Source organism: Bacillus siamensis, assembly GCF_051628075.1.
GTDB classification, from domain to species: Bacteria; Bacillota; Bacilli; order Bacillales; family Bacillaceae; genus Bacillus; species Bacillus siamensis.
Genome location: NZ_CP155579.1, coordinates 1,463,006 through 1,479,127 on the forward strand (window position 1 = coordinate 1,463,006; position 16,122 = coordinate 1,479,127).

At 44.9% G+C, this 16,122-nt stretch carries 18 protein-coding genes; 14 read left to right on the plus strand and 4 right to left on the minus strand.

Features of this window, described 5'->3' with window-relative positions; all coding sequences use genetic code 11:
* The first annotated feature begins 69 nt into the window (after nucleotides 1-69).
* From pdhA to lpdA, 4 genes are all read left to right on the plus strand, one after another.
* Nucleotides 70-1,185: a pyruvate dehydrogenase (acetyl-transferring) E1 component subunit alpha gene (pdhA, locus tag ABDB98_RS07520; RefSeq protein WP_438421841.1), complete on the plus strand. Its 1,116-nt coding sequence runs from the start codon at nucleotides 70-72 to the stop codon at nucleotides 1,183-1,185.
* Between the two features lie 3 nt (nucleotides 1,186-1,188).
* Complete coding sequence (pdhB, locus tag ABDB98_RS07525; RefSeq protein WP_003154528.1) at nucleotides 1,189-2,166, plus strand: pyruvate dehydrogenase complex E1 component subunit beta; 978 nt, start codon at nucleotides 1,189-1,191, stop codon at nucleotides 2,164-2,166.
* A gap of 124 nt (nucleotides 2,167-2,290) precedes the next feature.
* Entirely contained in the window at nucleotides 2,291-3,616 is a 1,326-nt protein-coding gene (gene pdhC / locus ABDB98_RS07530; RefSeq protein ID WP_438421843.1) for a pyruvate dehydrogenase complex dihydrolipoyllysine-residue acetyltransferase, read from the plus strand.
* A 4-nt stretch (nucleotides 3,617-3,620) separates the two neighbouring features.
* The gene (gene lpdA / locus ABDB98_RS07535; protein ID WP_438421845.1) at nucleotides 3,621-5,033 is read left to right on the plus strand and encodes a dihydrolipoyl dehydrogenase; all 1,413 of its coding nucleotides are present in this window, start codon (nucleotides 3,621-3,623) and stop codon (nucleotides 5,031-5,033) included.
* A gap of 49 nt (nucleotides 5,034-5,082) precedes the next feature.
* On the opposite strand, the gene ABDB98_RS07540 is transcribed toward lpdA, so the two are convergent.
* Nucleotides 5,083-5,457, minus strand: coding sequence for a hypothetical protein (locus ABDB98_RS07540; protein ID WP_016936259.1), 375 nt, complete (start codon nucleotides 5,455-5,457; stop codon nucleotides 5,083-5,085).
* 248 nt (nucleotides 5,458-5,705) lie between these two features.
* On the opposite strand from ABDB98_RS07540, the gene ABDB98_RS07545 reads away from it, so the two are divergent.
* Both ABDB98_RS07545 and ABDB98_RS07550 read left to right on the plus strand, forming a co-directional pair.
* Nucleotides 5,706-6,509 (plus strand): polysaccharide deacetylase family protein, encoded by an 804-nt coding sequence (locus ABDB98_RS07545; protein WP_438421847.1) that lies wholly within the window; start codon nucleotides 5,706-5,708, stop codon nucleotides 6,507-6,509.
* Between the two features lie 113 nt (nucleotides 6,510-6,622).
* On the plus strand, nucleotides 6,623-6,742 hold the full coding sequence (locus ABDB98_RS07550) for a GapA-binding peptide SR1P (RefSeq protein ID WP_076982563.1): 120 nt from the start codon (nucleotides 6,623-6,625) through the stop codon (nucleotides 6,740-6,742).
* A gap of 48 nt (nucleotides 6,743-6,790) precedes the next feature.
* Here the strand turns inward: ABDB98_RS07550 and ABDB98_RS07555 are convergent, their stop codons facing one another.
* A complete protein-coding gene (locus ABDB98_RS07555) occupies nucleotides 6,791-8,263 on the minus strand; it encodes an aminotransferase class I/II-fold pyridoxal phosphate-dependent enzyme (RefSeq protein WP_045926937.1) in 1,473 nt (490 codons plus the stop codon).
* Between the two features lie 179 nt (nucleotides 8,264-8,442).
* On the opposite strand from ABDB98_RS07555, the gene ABDB98_RS07560 reads away from it, so the two are divergent.
* Complete coding sequence (locus ABDB98_RS07560) at nucleotides 8,443-8,709, plus strand: UPF0223 family protein (protein ID WP_060962876.1); 267 nt, start codon at nucleotides 8,443-8,445, stop codon at nucleotides 8,707-8,709.
* A gap of 33 nt (nucleotides 8,710-8,742) precedes the next feature.
* Here ABDB98_RS07560 and ABDB98_RS07565 read toward each other — a convergent pair whose 3' ends face one another.
* Entirely contained in the window at nucleotides 8,743-9,375 is a 633-nt protein-coding gene (locus ABDB98_RS07565) for a YktB family protein (protein ID WP_060962875.1), read from the minus strand.
* Nucleotides 9,376-9,610: 235 nt separating this feature from the next.
* On the opposite strand from ABDB98_RS07565, the gene ABDB98_RS07570 reads away from it, so the two are divergent.
* The 3 genes from ABDB98_RS07570 (at nucleotide 9,611) to ABDB98_RS07580 (ending at nucleotide 11,169) form a co-directional block, all read left to right on the plus strand.
* Nucleotides 9,611-9,799 carry a hypothetical protein gene (locus ABDB98_RS07570; protein WP_003154513.1) on the plus strand — a complete coding sequence of 63 codons (189 nt, stop codon included), beginning with the start codon at nucleotides 9,611-9,613 and terminating at the stop codon, nucleotides 9,797-9,799.
* 133 nt (nucleotides 9,800-9,932) lie between these two features.
* Nucleotides 9,933-10,730 carry an inositol-1-monophosphatase gene (suhB, locus tag ABDB98_RS07575; protein WP_438421849.1) on the plus strand — a complete coding sequence of 266 codons (798 nt, stop codon included), beginning with the start codon at nucleotides 9,933-9,935 and terminating at the stop codon, nucleotides 10,728-10,730.
* Entirely contained in the window at nucleotides 10,717-11,169 is a 453-nt protein-coding gene (locus ABDB98_RS07580; protein ID WP_060962873.1) for a GNAT family N-acetyltransferase, read from the plus strand. Before suhB ends, ABDB98_RS07580 begins: the two co-directional genes overlap by 14 nt.
* A gap of 49 nt (nucleotides 11,170-11,218) precedes the next feature.
* On the opposite strand, the gene ABDB98_RS07585 is transcribed toward ABDB98_RS07580, so the two are convergent.
* Entirely contained in the window at nucleotides 11,219-12,784 is a 1,566-nt protein-coding gene (locus ABDB98_RS07585) for a M4 family metallopeptidase (protein WP_438421851.1), read from the minus strand.
* Nucleotides 12,785-13,106: 322 nt separating this feature from the next.
* On the opposite strand from ABDB98_RS07585, the gene ABDB98_RS07590 reads away from it, so the two are divergent.
* From ABDB98_RS07590 to ABDB98_RS07605, 4 genes are read left to right on the plus strand one after another with little or no spacing between them, the layout of a single operon-like run.
* The gene (locus ABDB98_RS07590) at nucleotides 13,107-15,044 is read left to right on the plus strand and encodes a hypothetical protein (protein ID WP_438421852.1); all 1,938 of its coding nucleotides are present in this window, start codon (nucleotides 13,107-13,109) and stop codon (nucleotides 15,042-15,044) included.
* A complete protein-coding gene (locus tag ABDB98_RS07595) occupies nucleotides 15,034-15,303 on the plus strand; it encodes a hypothetical protein (protein ID WP_016936249.1) in 270 nt (89 codons plus the stop codon). The genes ABDB98_RS07590 and ABDB98_RS07595 overlap by 11 nt, the downstream gene beginning before the upstream one ends.
* On the plus strand, nucleotides 15,304-15,825 hold the full coding sequence (locus tag ABDB98_RS07600) for a sigma-70 family RNA polymerase sigma factor (protein WP_049628411.1): 522 nt from the start codon (nucleotides 15,304-15,306) through the stop codon (nucleotides 15,823-15,825).
* Nucleotides 15,822-16,115 (plus strand): anti-sigma factor family protein, encoded by a 294-nt coding sequence (locus tag ABDB98_RS07605; protein ID WP_438421853.1) that lies wholly within the window; start codon nucleotides 15,822-15,824, stop codon nucleotides 16,113-16,115. The genes ABDB98_RS07600 and ABDB98_RS07605 overlap by 4 nt, the downstream gene beginning before the upstream one ends.
* The last annotated feature ends 7 nt before the right edge of the window (nucleotides 16,116-16,122 follow it).

Consider the following 16,122-nt stretch of genomic DNA (forward strand, 5'->3'; position numbering starts at 1 on the left):
CTGTTTTTAATACGGATGGCTAAACGGTATCCTAACCCTGTTAAATCAAAAGAAGAGGTGGTTTAAAAAATGGCTGCAAAGACAAAAACTTCAATTGTTGATAGCAAAAAACAATTTGATGCTATTAATAAGCAGTTTGAAACGTTCCAAATTTTAAATGCTGAAGGTGAAGTCGTAAATAAAGACGCAATGCCTGATCTTTCAGATGATCAGTTAAAGGAATTAATGAGAAGAATGGTGTATATCCGCATTTTAGACCAGCGTTCAATTTCTCTTTCCCGTCAAGGACGTTTAGGTTTCTATGCACCGACAGCGGGCCAGGAAGCTTCTCAAATTGCATCTCACTTCGCGCTTGAACAGGACGATTTTATCCTTCCGGGTTATCGTGACGTTCCTCAGCTGATTTGGCACGGTCTTCCTTTACATCAGGCATTCCTGTTCTCAAGAGGCCATTTTAAAGGTAATCAGATGCCTGAGGGAGTAAATGCTTTATCACCTCAAATTATTATTGGTGCTCAAATTATTCAAACCGCAGGTGTAGCTTTAGGTCTTAAAAAGCGCGGTAAAAAAGCGGTAGCTATTACTTACACTGGTGACGGGGGAGCTTCTCAAGGTGACTTCTATGAAGGAATGAACTTTGCCGGAGCATTTAAAGCGCCAGCGATCTTCGTTGTTCAGAATAACCGCTATGCGATTTCAACTCCTGTAGAAAAGCAATCATCCGCACAGACAATTGCCCAAAAAGCAGTTGCCGTCGGTATTGCAGGTGTTCAAGTAGACGGAATGGATGCACTAGCCGTTTATGCTGCAACCGCAGAAGCACGCCAGCGCGCAATTAACGGTGAAGGTCCGACTCTGATTGAAACTCTTACATTCCGTTACGGACCTCATACAATGTCCGGTGACGATCCGACTAAATACCGTACGAAAGAAATAGAAAATGAATGGGAGCAAAAAGACCCGCTCGTCCGTTTCCGCAAGTTCTTGGAAAACAAAGGACTATGGTCTGAAGAAGAAGAGAACAAAGTGATTGAACAGGCCAAAGAAGAAATCAAACAAGCTATCAAAAAGGCTGACGGCGAAACAAAACCGAAAGTAACAGAGCTGATTGAGAATATGTTTGAAGAGCCGACGTTCAACTTGAAAGAACAACTTGAAATTTACAAAGCGAAGGAGTCGAAGTAAGCCATGGCGCAAATGACAATGATTCAAGCAATCACTGATGCGTTACGCACAGAACTGAAAAACAATGAAAACGTTCTGCTTTTCGGGGAAGATGTAGGCGTTGCCGGAGGCGTATTCCGTGCAACTGAAGGCCTTCAAAAAGAATTCGGTGAGGACCGCGTATTTGACACGCCGCTTGCTGAATCCGGTATCGGCGGTCTCGCTCTCGGTTTAGGCCTGCAAGATTACCGTCCTGTTATGGAAATCCAATTCTTCGGATTCGTATATGAAGTAATGGATTCAATCTCAGGACAAATGGCTCGTCTCCGCTACCGTTCCGGCGGACGCTGGACTTCTCCGGTGACAATCCGTTCTCCATTCGGCGGAGGGGTTCATACACCTGAACTTCACGCTGACAGTTTGGAAGGCCTTATCGCTCAGCAGCCGGGTATTAAAGTTGTTATCCCATCCACTCCTTACGATGCAAAAGGACTGCTGATTGCCTCTATCAGAGACAATGATCCGGTTGTTTTCTTAGAGCATATGAAACTTTACCGTTCTTTCCGTCAGGAAGTTCCAGAGGAGGAATACACAATCGAGCTTGGCAAAGCTGATGTGAAACGCGAAGGTACTGACCTTTCTATCATCACATACGGCGCGATGGTTCATGAGTCGCTTAAGGCTGCTGAAGAGCTTGAAAAAGAAGGCGTTTCTGCTGAAGTTATCGACCTTCGCACTGTAAGTCCGCTTGATATTGATACGATTATTGCTTCTGTTGAAAAAACAGGCCGCGCAATTGTCGTGCAAGAAGCTCAAAAACAAGCCGGCATCGCTGCCAACGTTGTAGCTGAAATCAATGACCGCGCGATTCTGAGCTTGGAAGCTCCGGTTCTGCGTGTTGCGGCGCCTGATACAGTATTTCCTTTCTCGCTTGCTGAGAGCGTATGGCTTCCAAACCATAAAGACGTTCTTGAAACTGCGAAAAAAGTTCTTGAATTTTAATCAGGCATCATAAAAGACGGTAAAGAGAGTCCTTTTCTCTTATTATGAAGGAGTCTGTTTACTAGGTTCAATGCTTGCGAATGCATAACTAAAATTTGCTTAATCAACTAGGAGGTCGAAAACTGTGGCATTTGAATTTAAACTTCCGGATATCGGGGAAGGTATCCACGAAGGCGAAATCGTAAAATGGTTTGTTAAGCCGAACGACGAGGTAGAAGAAGACGATGTTCTGGCTGAAGTGCAAAATGATAAAGCAGTGGTAGAAATTCCTTCACCTGTTAAAGGAAAAGTATTAGAATTAAAAGTTGAAGAGGGAACAGTTGCAACTGTTGGACAAACGATTATTACGTTTGACGCACCTGGTTACGAAGATCTTCAATTTAAAGGAAGCCATGATTCAGGAGAGGCGAAAACTGAAGCTCAAGTTCAGTCGTCTGCTGAAGCAGGGCAGGATATCTCTAAAGAAGAGACTCCTAAAGAGCCTGCAAAAGAAACAGGCGCAGGACAGCAGGACCAAGCGGAAGCTGATCCGAACAAACGCGTAATCGCGATGCCTTCCGTACGCAAATATGCCCGTGAAAAAGGCGTGGATATCCGTAAAGTAACAGGTTCAGGAAATAACGGACGTGTTGTAAAAGAAGATATCGACAGCTTTGTAAACGGCGGAGCTCAAGAAGCGGCACCGCAAGAAACAGCGGCGCCTCAGGAAACGGCTAAACCTGCAGCGGCTCAGGCTCCTGAAGGCGAGTTCCCTGAAACACGCGAAAAAATGAGCGGTATCCGTAAAGCGATCGCGAAAGCAATGGTGAACTCTAAGCATACTGCACCGCACGTAACTCTTATGGATGAAGTTGACGTAACAAATCTTGTTGCTCACCGCAAACAGTTCAAACAAGTTGCTGCTGATCAAGGCATCAAGCTGACTTACCTGCCTTACGTCGTAAAAGCCTTAACATCCGCTCTGAAAAAATTCCCTGTTTTAAATACATCTATTGATGATAAAACAGATGAAGTGATCCAAAAACATTACTTCAACATCGGAATTGCAGCGGATACTGAAAAAGGCCTGCTTGTGCCGGTAGTGAAAAATGCCGACCGTAAAGCCGTTTTCGAAATCTCTGATGAAATTAACAGCCTTGCTACAAAAGCGCGTGAAGGCAAGCTTGCACCTGCGGAAATGAAAGGCGCTTCTTGCACAATCACAAATATCGGTTCTGCCGGAGGCCAATGGTTCACACCGGTTATCAACCACCCAGAGGTTGCGATTCTCGGTATCGGCCGCATCGCTGAAAAGGCGATCGTCCGCGACGGTGAAATTGTAGCTGCTCCTGTCTTAGCTCTTTCTCTCAGCTTTGACCACCGTATGATTGACGGAGCAACTGCACAAAATGCGTTAAACCACATCAAGCGTTTACTGAACGATCCACAACTTATTTTAATGGAGGCGTAATGTTATGGTAGTAGGAGATTTCCCTATTGAAACAGATACTCTTGTGATTGGTGCGGGACCTGGCGGCTATGTAGCTGCCATCCGCGCTGCTCAGCTTGGACAAAAAGTAACAGTCGTTGAAAAAGCAACTCTTGGAGGCGTTTGTCTGAACGTCGGCTGTATTCCTTCAAAAGCGCTTATCAATGCAGGCCATCGTTACGAGAATGCAAAACACTCAGATGACATGGGAATCACTGCTGAGAACGTAAAAGTTGACTTTGCAAAAGTCCAAGAATGGAAAGCTTCTGTTGTAAATAAGCTTACCGGCGGTGTTGCAGGTCTTTTAAAAGGAAATAAAGTGGACGTTATAAAAGGGGAAGCTTATTTCGTAGACAGCAACTCTGTACGTGTAATGGATGAGAACTCTGCGCAAACATACACATTTAAAAACGCAATCATTGCTACCGGTTCTCGCCCTATCGAATTGCCAAACTTCAAATATAGCGAACGTGTTCTGAATTCTACAGGCGCACTGGCGCTTAAAGAAATTCCGAAAAAACTCGTTGTTATCGGCGGCGGATATATCGGCACTGAGCTTGGAACAGCGTATGCAAACTTCGGAACTGAATTGGTGATTTTAGAAGGCGGAGATGAAATTCTTCCTGGCTTCGAAAAACAAATGAGTTCTCTCGTTACCCGCAGACTGAAGAAAAAAGGCAACGTTGAAATCCATACAAGCGCTATGGCTAAAGGCGTTGAAGAAAGACCTGACGGCGTAACAGTTACGTTCGAAGTAAAAGGCGAAGAAAAAACAGTTGATGCTGATTACGTATTAATCACTGTCGGACGCCGTCCGAACACTGATGAGCTCGGCCTTGAGCAAGTCGGTATCGAAATGACTGACCGTGGTGTCATTAAAACAGACAAGCAGTGCCGCACAAACGTACCGAACATTTACGCAATCGGTGACATCATTGACGGCCCTCCATTGGCTCACAAAGCGTCTTACGAAGGTAAAATCGCTGCGGAAGCTATTGCGGGAGAGCCTGCTGAAATCGATTACCTCGGTATTCCGGCGGTTGTATTCTCTGAGCCTGAACTGGCTTCTGTCGGTTACACTGAAGCACAGGCGAAAGAAGAAGACATTGAAGTCGTTGCTGCTAAGTTCCCGTTTGCTGCAAACGGACGCGCGCTGTCTCTTAACGAAACTGACGGCTTCATGAAGCTGATCACTCGTAAAGAAGACGGTCTTGTAATCGGTGCGCAAATTGCCGGCGCTAGCGCTTCTGACATGATTTCTGAATTGAGCCTGGCGATCGAAGGCGGAATGACTGCTGAAGATATCGCAATGACAATTCACGCTCACCCGACATTGGGCGAAATCACAATGGAAGCTGCCGAAGTGGCAATCGGAAGCCCGATCCATATCGTAAAATAATCATTGCAAGAAAATGAACAGCCCCCGCTTTTAAAAGCGGGGGCTGTTTTTATTGTGCAAGCACATGCTGCATAGGCTTGATAATATCCTCTTTTTTCTTTACCGCGCCTTCAATCTTCATGACGACATGCCGGTGATTGACCACCATCAGTGCCGGGAATGTGTTGATTTCTTCTTCCCAGCCCTTTCTGTTATCATAAACTTTCATTTGATCAACATGATGGGGATATTTCTTTTCTAAATCAAGAATCGCATCGTAGTAGGGCACTTCTTTATCTATATGATTTTCATCGGAAAAAAACAAGATTTGAGTGTGATGAATGCTGTCGATCCGGTTATTTTTGAATGGACTGACAGTAGAAACCGAACAGCTTGACAGAACGAACAGCATCAAAAAAAAGGGAATCACCGTACGGTAGCGCATCTATCTTACTCCTCTGTTTTATATAATATATTGGTTCATCCATTTATAAGGACTATATCAAGTGTATCACGAGAGGTGAAAAACCTAAGGCTTGTTACTTAATTGTTATATAATTGAAACCGTTTTTAATGAAGAAATAATACGTGTGACAACTTGTGAAGCCGATGTGTAAAAAAGGCACATTATGTTTCGTGAGAGCGCTGTTTTTTCGTTATACTGTGGGCAAAACCATATCAGGAGGGATTGTCATGTATAAAGCCGCTGCCGCCGTCATATGGATGTGCTTGCTTGTCGGCTGCCAATCAACTGAAAAAACGCAAACAAATAAACAACCCCACTCTCAAGCTGCGGTCAATCATGCTAAACAGGAAAACACTCATACAAAAGAGGAAAAACAGAAAAAACAGAAGGCAGAGCCCCGTTACTATATCAATCCGAAAACCTTTGCCGCGGAAAAACTGGATGACCAGAAAGACAAAAAACCGATTGCATTGTTAACGATAGATGATGCACCAGATCAGCATGCCGCTGAGATTGCGGACAAACTTCATGATCTCCATGCGTCAGCGATCTTTTTTGTGAACGGCCAATTTTTAAAAAAAGATGAAAATAAGAAAGCGCTTCAGCATATTCATGAGTTAGGCTTTATGATCGGAAATCATACAATGACTCATCAAAATTTAAAAGACCTTTCCGAACAAAAACAACGGGAAGAAATCATCGGCGTCAATAAAGCTGTTGAAAAGATAACAGGGGAGAAACCGGCTTTTTTCAGGGCGCCTTTCGGAAGCAATACGGACTACAGTGACAAACTTATAAAACAAGAAGGTATGGTGAAAATGAACTGGACCTTCGGCTACGATTGGGATCAGAAATATCAATCCAAAAAAGCGCTTACCGATATCACGCTGAGCAGCCCTTATTTGCGGGACGGCGCCAACATATTGATGCATGACCGGAAGTGGACGGCCGAAGCCATGCCGGACATTGTAAAAGGATTGCGTACTAAAGGATATACCGTGATTGATCTTCGAGCTATAAAAAGACCGTAAAAAATAAATGTGTTATACAATTTATCGGTTGACATATTAAATGTGACATAATAATATAATAACAACAAGTAAGAATTAAGCGTTTTCAAATTCTGAGAAATGGGGAATGAGAGATGGGTACGATTGTTTGCCAAGACTGTAACGAAGCGATTCATTACTTTGAGGATGAGAAGGTAACGACGTTATACGGAACATGCTGCGGACAATGCCGGTGTCATCTTGAAGAAGAGTAAAAAGCGTAAAAAAGGCCCGAAACGATTTCGTTTCGGGCTTCTTTATGTTTATTGGATGGCTTTTTGTTCTTTGATGACTCTGATCATTTCAAGCGTCGCGTCTTCAGGACCCTGCACGGGAAGGCCGGCGTCCAGGTTTTTGAAAATGTAGCTGATGTTTTCTTCAGTAATGATTTCGCCCGGAATAAAGATCGGAATTCCCGGCGGATACACCATAACAAACTCTGCAATGATCCGTCCTGCGGATTCTTTTAACGGAATGACTTCCGTATTTGCGTAAAACGCGTCTCTTGGCGTCATCGCTAACAGAGGAATTTCAGGAAGCAGAACTTCCGTTTGCTGATGAGCATATTCATTGGCAGCAGCCTGCTTTGAAATGTCTGTAAGCGCGTTTACAAGGCGGTCGGCATCTCCTGCTCTGTCTCCGGGAGTGAAAATACATAATATGTTATATAAATCGGACAGCTCGACTTCGATATTATATGATTCGCGCAGCCATTTTTCAATGTCATGCCCGGTCAAGCCGAGGTTTTTGACCGAAATGATTAATTTAGTCGGATCATAACTGAAGGCGGCTTTAGATCCTGTGATTTCTTCGCCGACACAGCGAATGCCTTCAATTTGATTGAGGCGTTCCCGTGTCTGATTCGCCAGCAGAATCGTATCTTCAAGAAGGCCGCGGCCTTCTGTAGCGAGCCGCTTTCTTGCGACATCCAGTGAAGCGAGAAGCAGATAGGATGTTGACGTTGTCGTCAGCATGCTTAAAATCGACTGGACTCTTTCTTTGGACACAAGGCCTTCTCTCACATTTAAAATGGAGCTCTGCGTCAGAGAGCCGCCTAATTTGTGCACGCTTGTGGCTGCCATATCAGCGCCCGCCTGCATGGCGGACAAAGGAAGCTTATCATGAAAATGAATATGCACGCCGTGCGCTTCATCGACAAGAACAGGCACATTGAAAGAATGCGCGAGCTTGACGATGCTGCTCAGGTCAGCCGCCACACCGAAATACGTCGGATTGATGACAAGCAGACCTTTTGCGTCTGGGTGCTCAGTCAAAGCCCGCTCGGCAGACTCAAGCGTGATGCCGTGAGAAATCCCGAGCTCATCGTCAATTTCCGGGTGTATAAAAATCGGCACCGCTCCGGAAAATACAATGGCCGTCATAATGGATTTATGAACGTTTCTCGGGATGATGATTTTATCTCCGGGTCCGCATACGGCCATGACCATCGTCATAATGGCGCCGCTCGTCCCTTGTACGGAAAAGAAGGTGTGGTCTGCGCCGAATGCTTCCGCGGCCAGGTCCTGCGCTTCTTTAATGATGCCCTTTGGCGCATGTAAATCATCCAAAGGTTCAATATTAATTAAATCTATGCTTAACGCGTTTTCTCCGATAAATTGTCTGAATTCCGGATCCATTCCCGCGCCTTTTTTATGGCCCGGAATGTGGAATTGGACAGGCTGTCTGTCCGCGTGCTTTTTCAGTCCGCTGTACAGGGGTGTTTCATGTTGCGGCAATTGTTTTCCCACCTTTATCATAATACCTACGGATTAGTTTGTATTACATTCAGTATGATTACCCGTTTTTTAAACGTAAAACAAATGAATTATATTATGAACTTGAAAGAAAGTAAAGAACAATTTATGATCTATGGAAGATGCTTATTTTGAGCATGATTATAAAGGAGTGAAGACATTTGGAATATCAATATCCGATGAATGAAGACTGGACGACAGAGGAGGCCGTGGATGTCATCGCGTTTTTTCAGCAGGTGGAAAACGCCTATGAAAAAGGAGCTGACCGCAACAGACTTCTGGATGCGTACCGCCGCTTTAAAGAAATCGTTCCCGGAAAGGCGGAGGAAAAGAAAATCTGCAGCCAATTTGAAGCGGACAGCACCTATTCCCCGTATCGGACTGTGAAAGAGGCGAAACAATCAGATCAAGCGGTTATCAAAATGTAAACAAAGCGAGCCGGAAACCGGCCCGCTTTTATGTTATGAGACTTTCTGAGTCAGTGTGTATAAAAAGGAAAGCTTCTTAAAAGTATCTTCAATGGTTTGCAGGAATTCATTGTTGTTCATGTTGATCACGTCTTCTTTCTGCAGCTGGATGCCGCACAAAAGCTCTGCTTTTTTCACGGTCTGCAGACGTTCAAATAATGTTTTCAGCTGCTCCTGATCCATCTCCGACTGCTTGTACGCACCAGGCTTCGTGTGATCCGGCGACCATACGAAATGACCGGGAATCTGTTTTGTGATTTCATCCTGCTTTGCTTCCAGCAATCTGCCGTATTCCTCTTTTATCGGAGACTCATAAATGATGGCAAACCATACAAACATATGAGTGTCCCATAATCCGATCTGAAAGTGGGGGAGCTTCTTATAGCCGCGTTTGCTGTTTGCGAAGGCAACCCAGCTGTCAGCCGGCGGGTTGACAGATCTTCTCGCGTGTTTGGCGACATGCGGGAACATTTCATCTCCGGTCAATGCCGACAATGTCGGTGCGAAATGTTCTCCTAAAAGAGTCAGCTTCGGACGCACTTGTTCTTTTAACACCTCCATGCGCGGATCTAATCCTTCTATTGTAAATGTGTCAAAGTCTTCTTTTGTAAAACGCATCTGAGTCATCTTTTTCCTCCTTATCGTAAGTATTCATATTTTACCACAGCCCCTGCCGGCCGCAAAAACATTGAGAACGTTTGAGCGGAGGGGAGTGGTGGTAAAAAATGAATAGGTAAACACACAATTTTAAGAATGTTGTTACAGCCGAATATAAGTTTCCATAGGATATAAGAAGTATCATTAATGAATTGGAAAATGGGATGCTTTTTTAACAAATGATCTCTGGAAGGGGCGAAAGACAATGAGGCAAGTGGTGAAGGAAGGATTCAGGGAGGAAAAAAATAACCGTGTAGCTGTCTGGAGACTAGAGGTTGATTATGAATTGGCAACCCTTTATGAGGCCATGCAAAAAGAGAATGAAGATCAAATCGATCTCAGTAAAAGAAAACTGGAACGTCTCAGAAAAGAATGGATTCGTCTTAACGGATAAAGAATAGTAAAAACGAACCGCAGGAAATGGTTCGTTTTTACGTGAGAAGGCATTTTTTTCATTTTCCTTGCTTTTTAATCGTTTTTATCAGTATGCTATAGAGTAAGCTATACATAGAAAAGAGGTACACGGTATGACAAATTGGACGGAAATTGATGATATCGCAAAACAATGGGTAAAAGAAGCCGGAACGAGAATCAGACAATCCATGCAGGAAAGCTTGACGATTGAAACAAAATCAAATCCGAATGATTTAGTCACAAATATGGATAAAGAGACGGAACGCTTTTTCATTGACCGTATACAGGGAACTTTTCCCGGACACCGCATCCTCGGCGAAGAAGGGCAGGGAGATAAACTCCGCTCCCTTGACGGAATCGTCTGGATCATTGATCCGATTGACGGGACGATGAATTTTGTCCATCAAAAGCGGCATTTCGCAATCTCCATCGGTATTTTTGAAGACGGAAAAGGCAAAATCGGCTTAATTTATGATGTGATGCAGGACGAGCTGTATCATGCATTCAGCGGAAAAGGGGCATATCTGAACGACACGCCGCTTGAGCCTTTAAAAGAGGTTTCCATTGAAGAAGCGATTATTGCAATCAATGCCACATGGGTGACGGAAAACAGAAGAATCGACCCGAGTATTTTGGCGCCGCTCGTAAAACGGGTAAGAGGAACGCGTTCCTACGGCTCGGCTGCACTTGAGCTGGCCAGTGTTGCGGCCGGCCGCATTGACGCATACATCACAATGAGGCTCGCGCCGTGGGATTACGCTGCCGGCTGCGTGCTGCTGAACGAAGTCGGCGGCATTTACACGACAACAGACGGCGAACCGTTTACGTTTTTAGATAACCACAGCGTGCTTGCGGGAAATCCGGCGATACATAAAATCATCTTTGACGACTATTTACATGCTGACAGATAGGGAGTTTGAAGAAGAAGATCTGGAATTTCTGGAGCAGCTGGCGGCGGCACACCCGGTGTGGAGAGCCGAAGAATTCGGAACAAAAAATGCGGCGGAGTTTATGCTTGCATACTCCATGTACAATGGAACGTGGCTCGTATGGGAGCTTGACGGCGCTCCTGCCGCCGTCAGCTTTCACTTAGAATGGGCGCCCTCAAACGGAAAACCGTGGCTCGGGACTGTGGCCGTCGCTCCAGAGGCAAAAGAGAAAGGAATCGGACGGGCGGTCATTGAAGAAATTGCCGGCCGGCTGAGAGCGGCGCATAAAGCGATGTTTGCAGCCGTTCCCCTGGACAGGCAGGAATGGGTGCTGTTTTTAAGCCAATGCGGTTTTGAACAGCTGAAGCTTGAAAAAGACGATCGGGAAAAGACATATATGATCATGGTGAAGCCATTGTGAAATGTATCAGATATAAAAAAGAGACCGGACATCCGGTCTCTTTTCTTATTTACAAGCCGACTGAATTCCAGGCCGCTTCTACGCTTGCAGCATCCTGAGAGCCGTAAAGGTCCCGCGCTGATTGAATCAAAGCTGCTTTTGCATCTTTAAAGGTTGATGACGGAGTGAGATATACCGTCAGGGCGCGATAGTAAATCTGCTCCGCTTTGTTCACGCCGATTTTTGTAATCGTATTGTAAGCGGCTTTGTTCGGAATTCCGCTGTTTGTATGCACGCCGCCGTAGTCGCCGGCATCAGTGTTCGGAAGGTTTTTGTAATTTTTGTAGTTGTCAGGCTGTCCGTATTTTGTCGGATTTGATAAGCTGCGGAGAGCCGGCTGGCTGACCGTAATATCTTCACCGATATCCCAGTCCTCAGTATCGTTGAAGTACCCAAATACATCAGAGAAGGATTCATTTAAAGCGCCCGGCTGATTTTCATAGTTCAGGTTGGCTGTTTCCTGTGTAACGCCGTGTGTCATTTCATGGGCCGTTACGTCCATTGAACCGGAAAGAGGCGAGAAGAATGAACCGTCACCGTCTCCGTAAATCATTTGGTCGCCGATCCAGGCCGCGTTATTGTATTTGCTGCCGTAATGAACGGAGGATACGATCTTGCCGCCTCTATTGTCGTAGCTGTTGCGTTTGAACTTCTGATAGAAATAATCATACACTTTGCCGAGGTTGTAATGCGCATCAACGGCAGCGCGCTGAGAAGAAGTTGTAAACTGGTTTGTGGTGCTGGATACGAGTGTGCCCGGCAGGTTATACTCGCGGTTTTGCAGATCGTACGTAATAATTTGTGTTCCGGTAGGTTTAGAAAGATCGCGCAGCACGTATTTGCCGCTTTCAGAAGAAATATTTAATGAGACCGTTTTTCCTTTAAGAGTCGTACCTGTTCCGGTTGCAGCCGCATGTTCCACTTTGTTTTGCTTTTTCAGGATTTTCCCTGTTTCCGCATCAACGGTTACTTCCCAGTTTGCAGGTTCCGGTTCGATATAGCGGATCGTTACATCATAGGCGAGGCGGTATTTTCCGTCTTTTGTAGCTGCTGCTTTGAGCTCGGCTTTATTTTTGTTTGCGACGTTTCCGTTAGAAACGGCTTCAGGTGATTTGCCGATTGCTTTAAAAGCATGGTTCAGCGCCTGATTTGCAGATAATTTTTTGCTGTTTGCCGTTTTGGCAGAAGCATCGTTGTTTAATTCACCGTTAATCGCATAGACGTTGTTGGATTTATCAACGTGAATAATGACTTGAGAGTCTTTCACAGGCACACCGTTCACAACAGGCACATAACGGAAGTGTTTATAGCCGAGATCATCGGTCGTTTGGTCAATCAGTTTCAGCCTTTCAGAAGGATTGCCTTTAAAGACTTTGCCGTTTTGTTTCAAATATTGCTTGATTGCTTTGTCACTGACAGAAGGCAATTCAGATTGCACCAAAGAATGCTTCGGCACAAAATTTGTCATGTTTTCTTTAAGCTGAGGATTCTCAGCGGCCTGAACACCCGGCAGACTAATCGTTAAACTCATAAAAGAAGCGGCGACAGCAACAGACAATTTCTTACCTAAACCCACAATAAATCCCCCTTTTTGAAAATAATGAAAACTTATATTGTTATAATAAACCAGCAATCTCTCATTCTGCAATATAAAACTAGACTCCGCAGCTGAATTGATAGAATCGTCCCGTACAGGCTCCTGGGAGGCGGTGTCAGGGGATAAGCCGAGAGGCACGTGTCGGAATAGACATGAGTCGAATGACGCGATTTCTTCTGAAAAAAATGACAGATGAAGACGGGGAAAATGATAGGGGAAAAATGTTAGGATCTTTAAAACTTTTTTTAATGCCGGTTGTCTAAACGGGTGAGGCCTTAATAAACGTAAAGGATTGTTACAGATGTCAGAGATTTTCAGTCATTTTATTCAGCACTTCGACAGATATTTCATTTTGAGCAGACAGAGTGTGTTGATCATCCAGTGGTCGGCCGTCTGCCTTGCTGTTTTATACGGGCTGACTTTCCATCCGAAAATCAGCCCTGAAAGAGTTTGGTTTTATGGCGGGATCATGCTTCGGGCCGTATTATTGGCGGGCATAACGATTGAATTGGTTCATCAGGTGCAGAGCACTCACTTTAGCGCGCACTATTTGACAACGGAAGAAAGAGAGCTTCTTCCGATCGTTCATCTCTTAATGTACGGATATGTGCTGCTCACTGCGTTTCACTATATGCTGATGCCGCAGGTGCAGAGGGGAAGGGGCATGTTTTATACGTTTGATCTCACTCTGGTGACACTGCCCGTCATTCAGCTGATCTTCAGTTTTTTTGCTTTCTGGAACAGCAATCGTGACACGATGGCTGCAGAGGATATAGTCTCCTCGCTTTGTTCCGTTGCGGTTGTTTTACTCCTTCTGATTTCTATGAATGTTTTATTTTTTAAAATGTATTGGAAACCGAGGCCGGTTTTTATCGGCGTGTTTTATGCAGCGGTCATCGGGCTATTGGTGTGGGTGCTCTCTCCGTCCTCGGCCGGGGTATCAAAAGATTACGGCAGGCTTCTCCCGTTTACGGTGTATTTAACAATGGCGGGTTTTCTGATGACCCATCATTTATTTCATCGGTCAGACAGGATCAGACGGCGGACGAAAAGCTTTCTTGCGGCGGCCGTTGCCGCTGGTTTTATCGTCTTTTTGAATCCGGTGTACAACGCGGGAGATGCCGCATTTGCGGTTTCAAAACCGATAGCTGAAGATTCTGTTGATTATGTGGGCGAACATATTACTTCAGACCAGGCGGAACGGATCCTTACGTCATTTTTTCCTGCTAAGAATCCGATTTATTTGACAGAAACCAATCAGGATCTCCATTACTTTTACCGCTTTAAAACGGAAGATTATGAAGCGGAAGTGGACGAGGTTTCCCGAATGATTACAAATTATCAATATCTTAAAAAACCGAGAGGCCGGACATTAACAGAAGAAGAGTATCGGAAAAAGTCGCTGGATTTCTTGTCGGCGCACGGCCGAAAACTAAAAACACAAGGCATTCAGACAACAGTGAGAAAAGAAGACGGACAGTTTGTCGTGGAGATCGCGCCGAAAAGACAAGGGAAGCATCACGAACAAACGGGTGCTGTATTTTACTGGGAAAAAGAAACCATCATGGGTTTTTCAGAAGACACGTCTATTTATCAGCTTCAGTCGCTGCCGCAGGTGCACATGACGGAAAAAGACATAATGAAAGCATCAAAATCCGCCTTTCATACGCTGCAAATGCCTGATCAGACATTTGAAATCACAAATACAGATATCAACAGCCTGATCGGCAGCAGTGTGACCGTAACAGCGAATAACGGGGCGGAGCTGATATTTGATGCCGAATCCGGACGCCTTATGAAAATCAGAATCTCATCCGGTAGCACCGTTTTGACAAAAAAAGAACTTCAGAAGAGGCTTTTTACATTGCTGGGCGCGGATACTTCAAAGCTTAAACAAATGGACAAATCGCAAGACGGCCTCGTTTTTGAAAACCCTGAAGGAACGTCCGTTTTTACGCTCCGGAATGAAGAAGGCATGATAGAGGCCTCATTTTGCGGACAGGTAAGCGCCAAAACATTCCCGCATACATACAGAGACGGGGAAACAGCCTTCAAAAGAGTGGCAGGGGCATATAACGGCATCATTTACAAAAAGCGGGTGAAGCCTGTCATAGCGGTGAAAGACGGCGTAACATATAACGCATGGCTTGTTATTATTCAGCCGTTCGGTTCAAACCGCCATGACGCATATGTAGTAAACGCGGATACTTACGAGGCGGTGAACCTTTATGAACAATAAAGAAAGAAAGGCTGTCTTCTTCGATTTATACGACCTGTATAAGGAAGGGGAACTTGAAGGCGGCACGCTTCAATGGATGAAAGAACATGAACCGGAATTCGGAGCAGAGGCGGAAAACAGAAAACGACAGAATGAACATGATATGAAGCCGCCGCCGGGCGACATCCGCCAAATTAAATATATGAAATGCCTGACGTATGGACTGTATGGTTTCTTCATTGTGCTCTCAATCTGGATGACAGTGTGGTTTTATTTTTAAATGAAAAACAAGATGTCAATTGAACAGTTGTACCGTGAACATTATCAAGATATTATGTATTACCTTTACAGACGCACACATCATGCTGAGACCGCTAAAGATCTCGCTCAAGATACATTTATGAAAGCATTTAACGGGCTTGAGTCGTTTAAGGGGCACTCGTCTATCCGCACGTGGCTCTATGCAATTGCCCACCATACCTTCATCAATTGGTACAGACGGGACAGAAAATACCAATTTTCAGATATCACCTTGAATGAAGGGCTTCAGCAAACAACATATGAACTGCCGGAGCATTACGTTGACCGGACAGACACAAAGAACGCGCTGGCCGGGCAGATTCAGCGTCTGAAAAATGATCAGCAGACCGTTTTAATTTTAAGGGAATTTCAAGAGCTGTCATACGAAGAGATTGCTGATATTTTGGGCTGGAGCCTGCCGAAGGTGAAGAGCACCTTATACAGGGCGAGAATGCAGCTGAAACAGCACTTGGCGGAAAAAAGGAAGGACGGACACATATGACTTGCTGTTTAGTGAGAGATTTACTCCCTTTATATATTGAAGGCGATTGCGAAACAGAAACAGAGCGGTATATTTCCCGCCATCTTGATACATGCGGTGAGTGCAAAAGGGTATATCATATGATGAAGGAGCCGCTTGACTTTGGCGAAGCTGAGATGAAGGCGCCAGACGGTTATGAAGAGGAGGAGAGGCGGTTTCAGGAAAGATATTACGGGAGGCTGCTGACAAAAGCCGCCTGTATGTTCGGGACTGTATTTCTCATCATGCTTGCGCTTAAACTGCTGAATTAAAAAAACG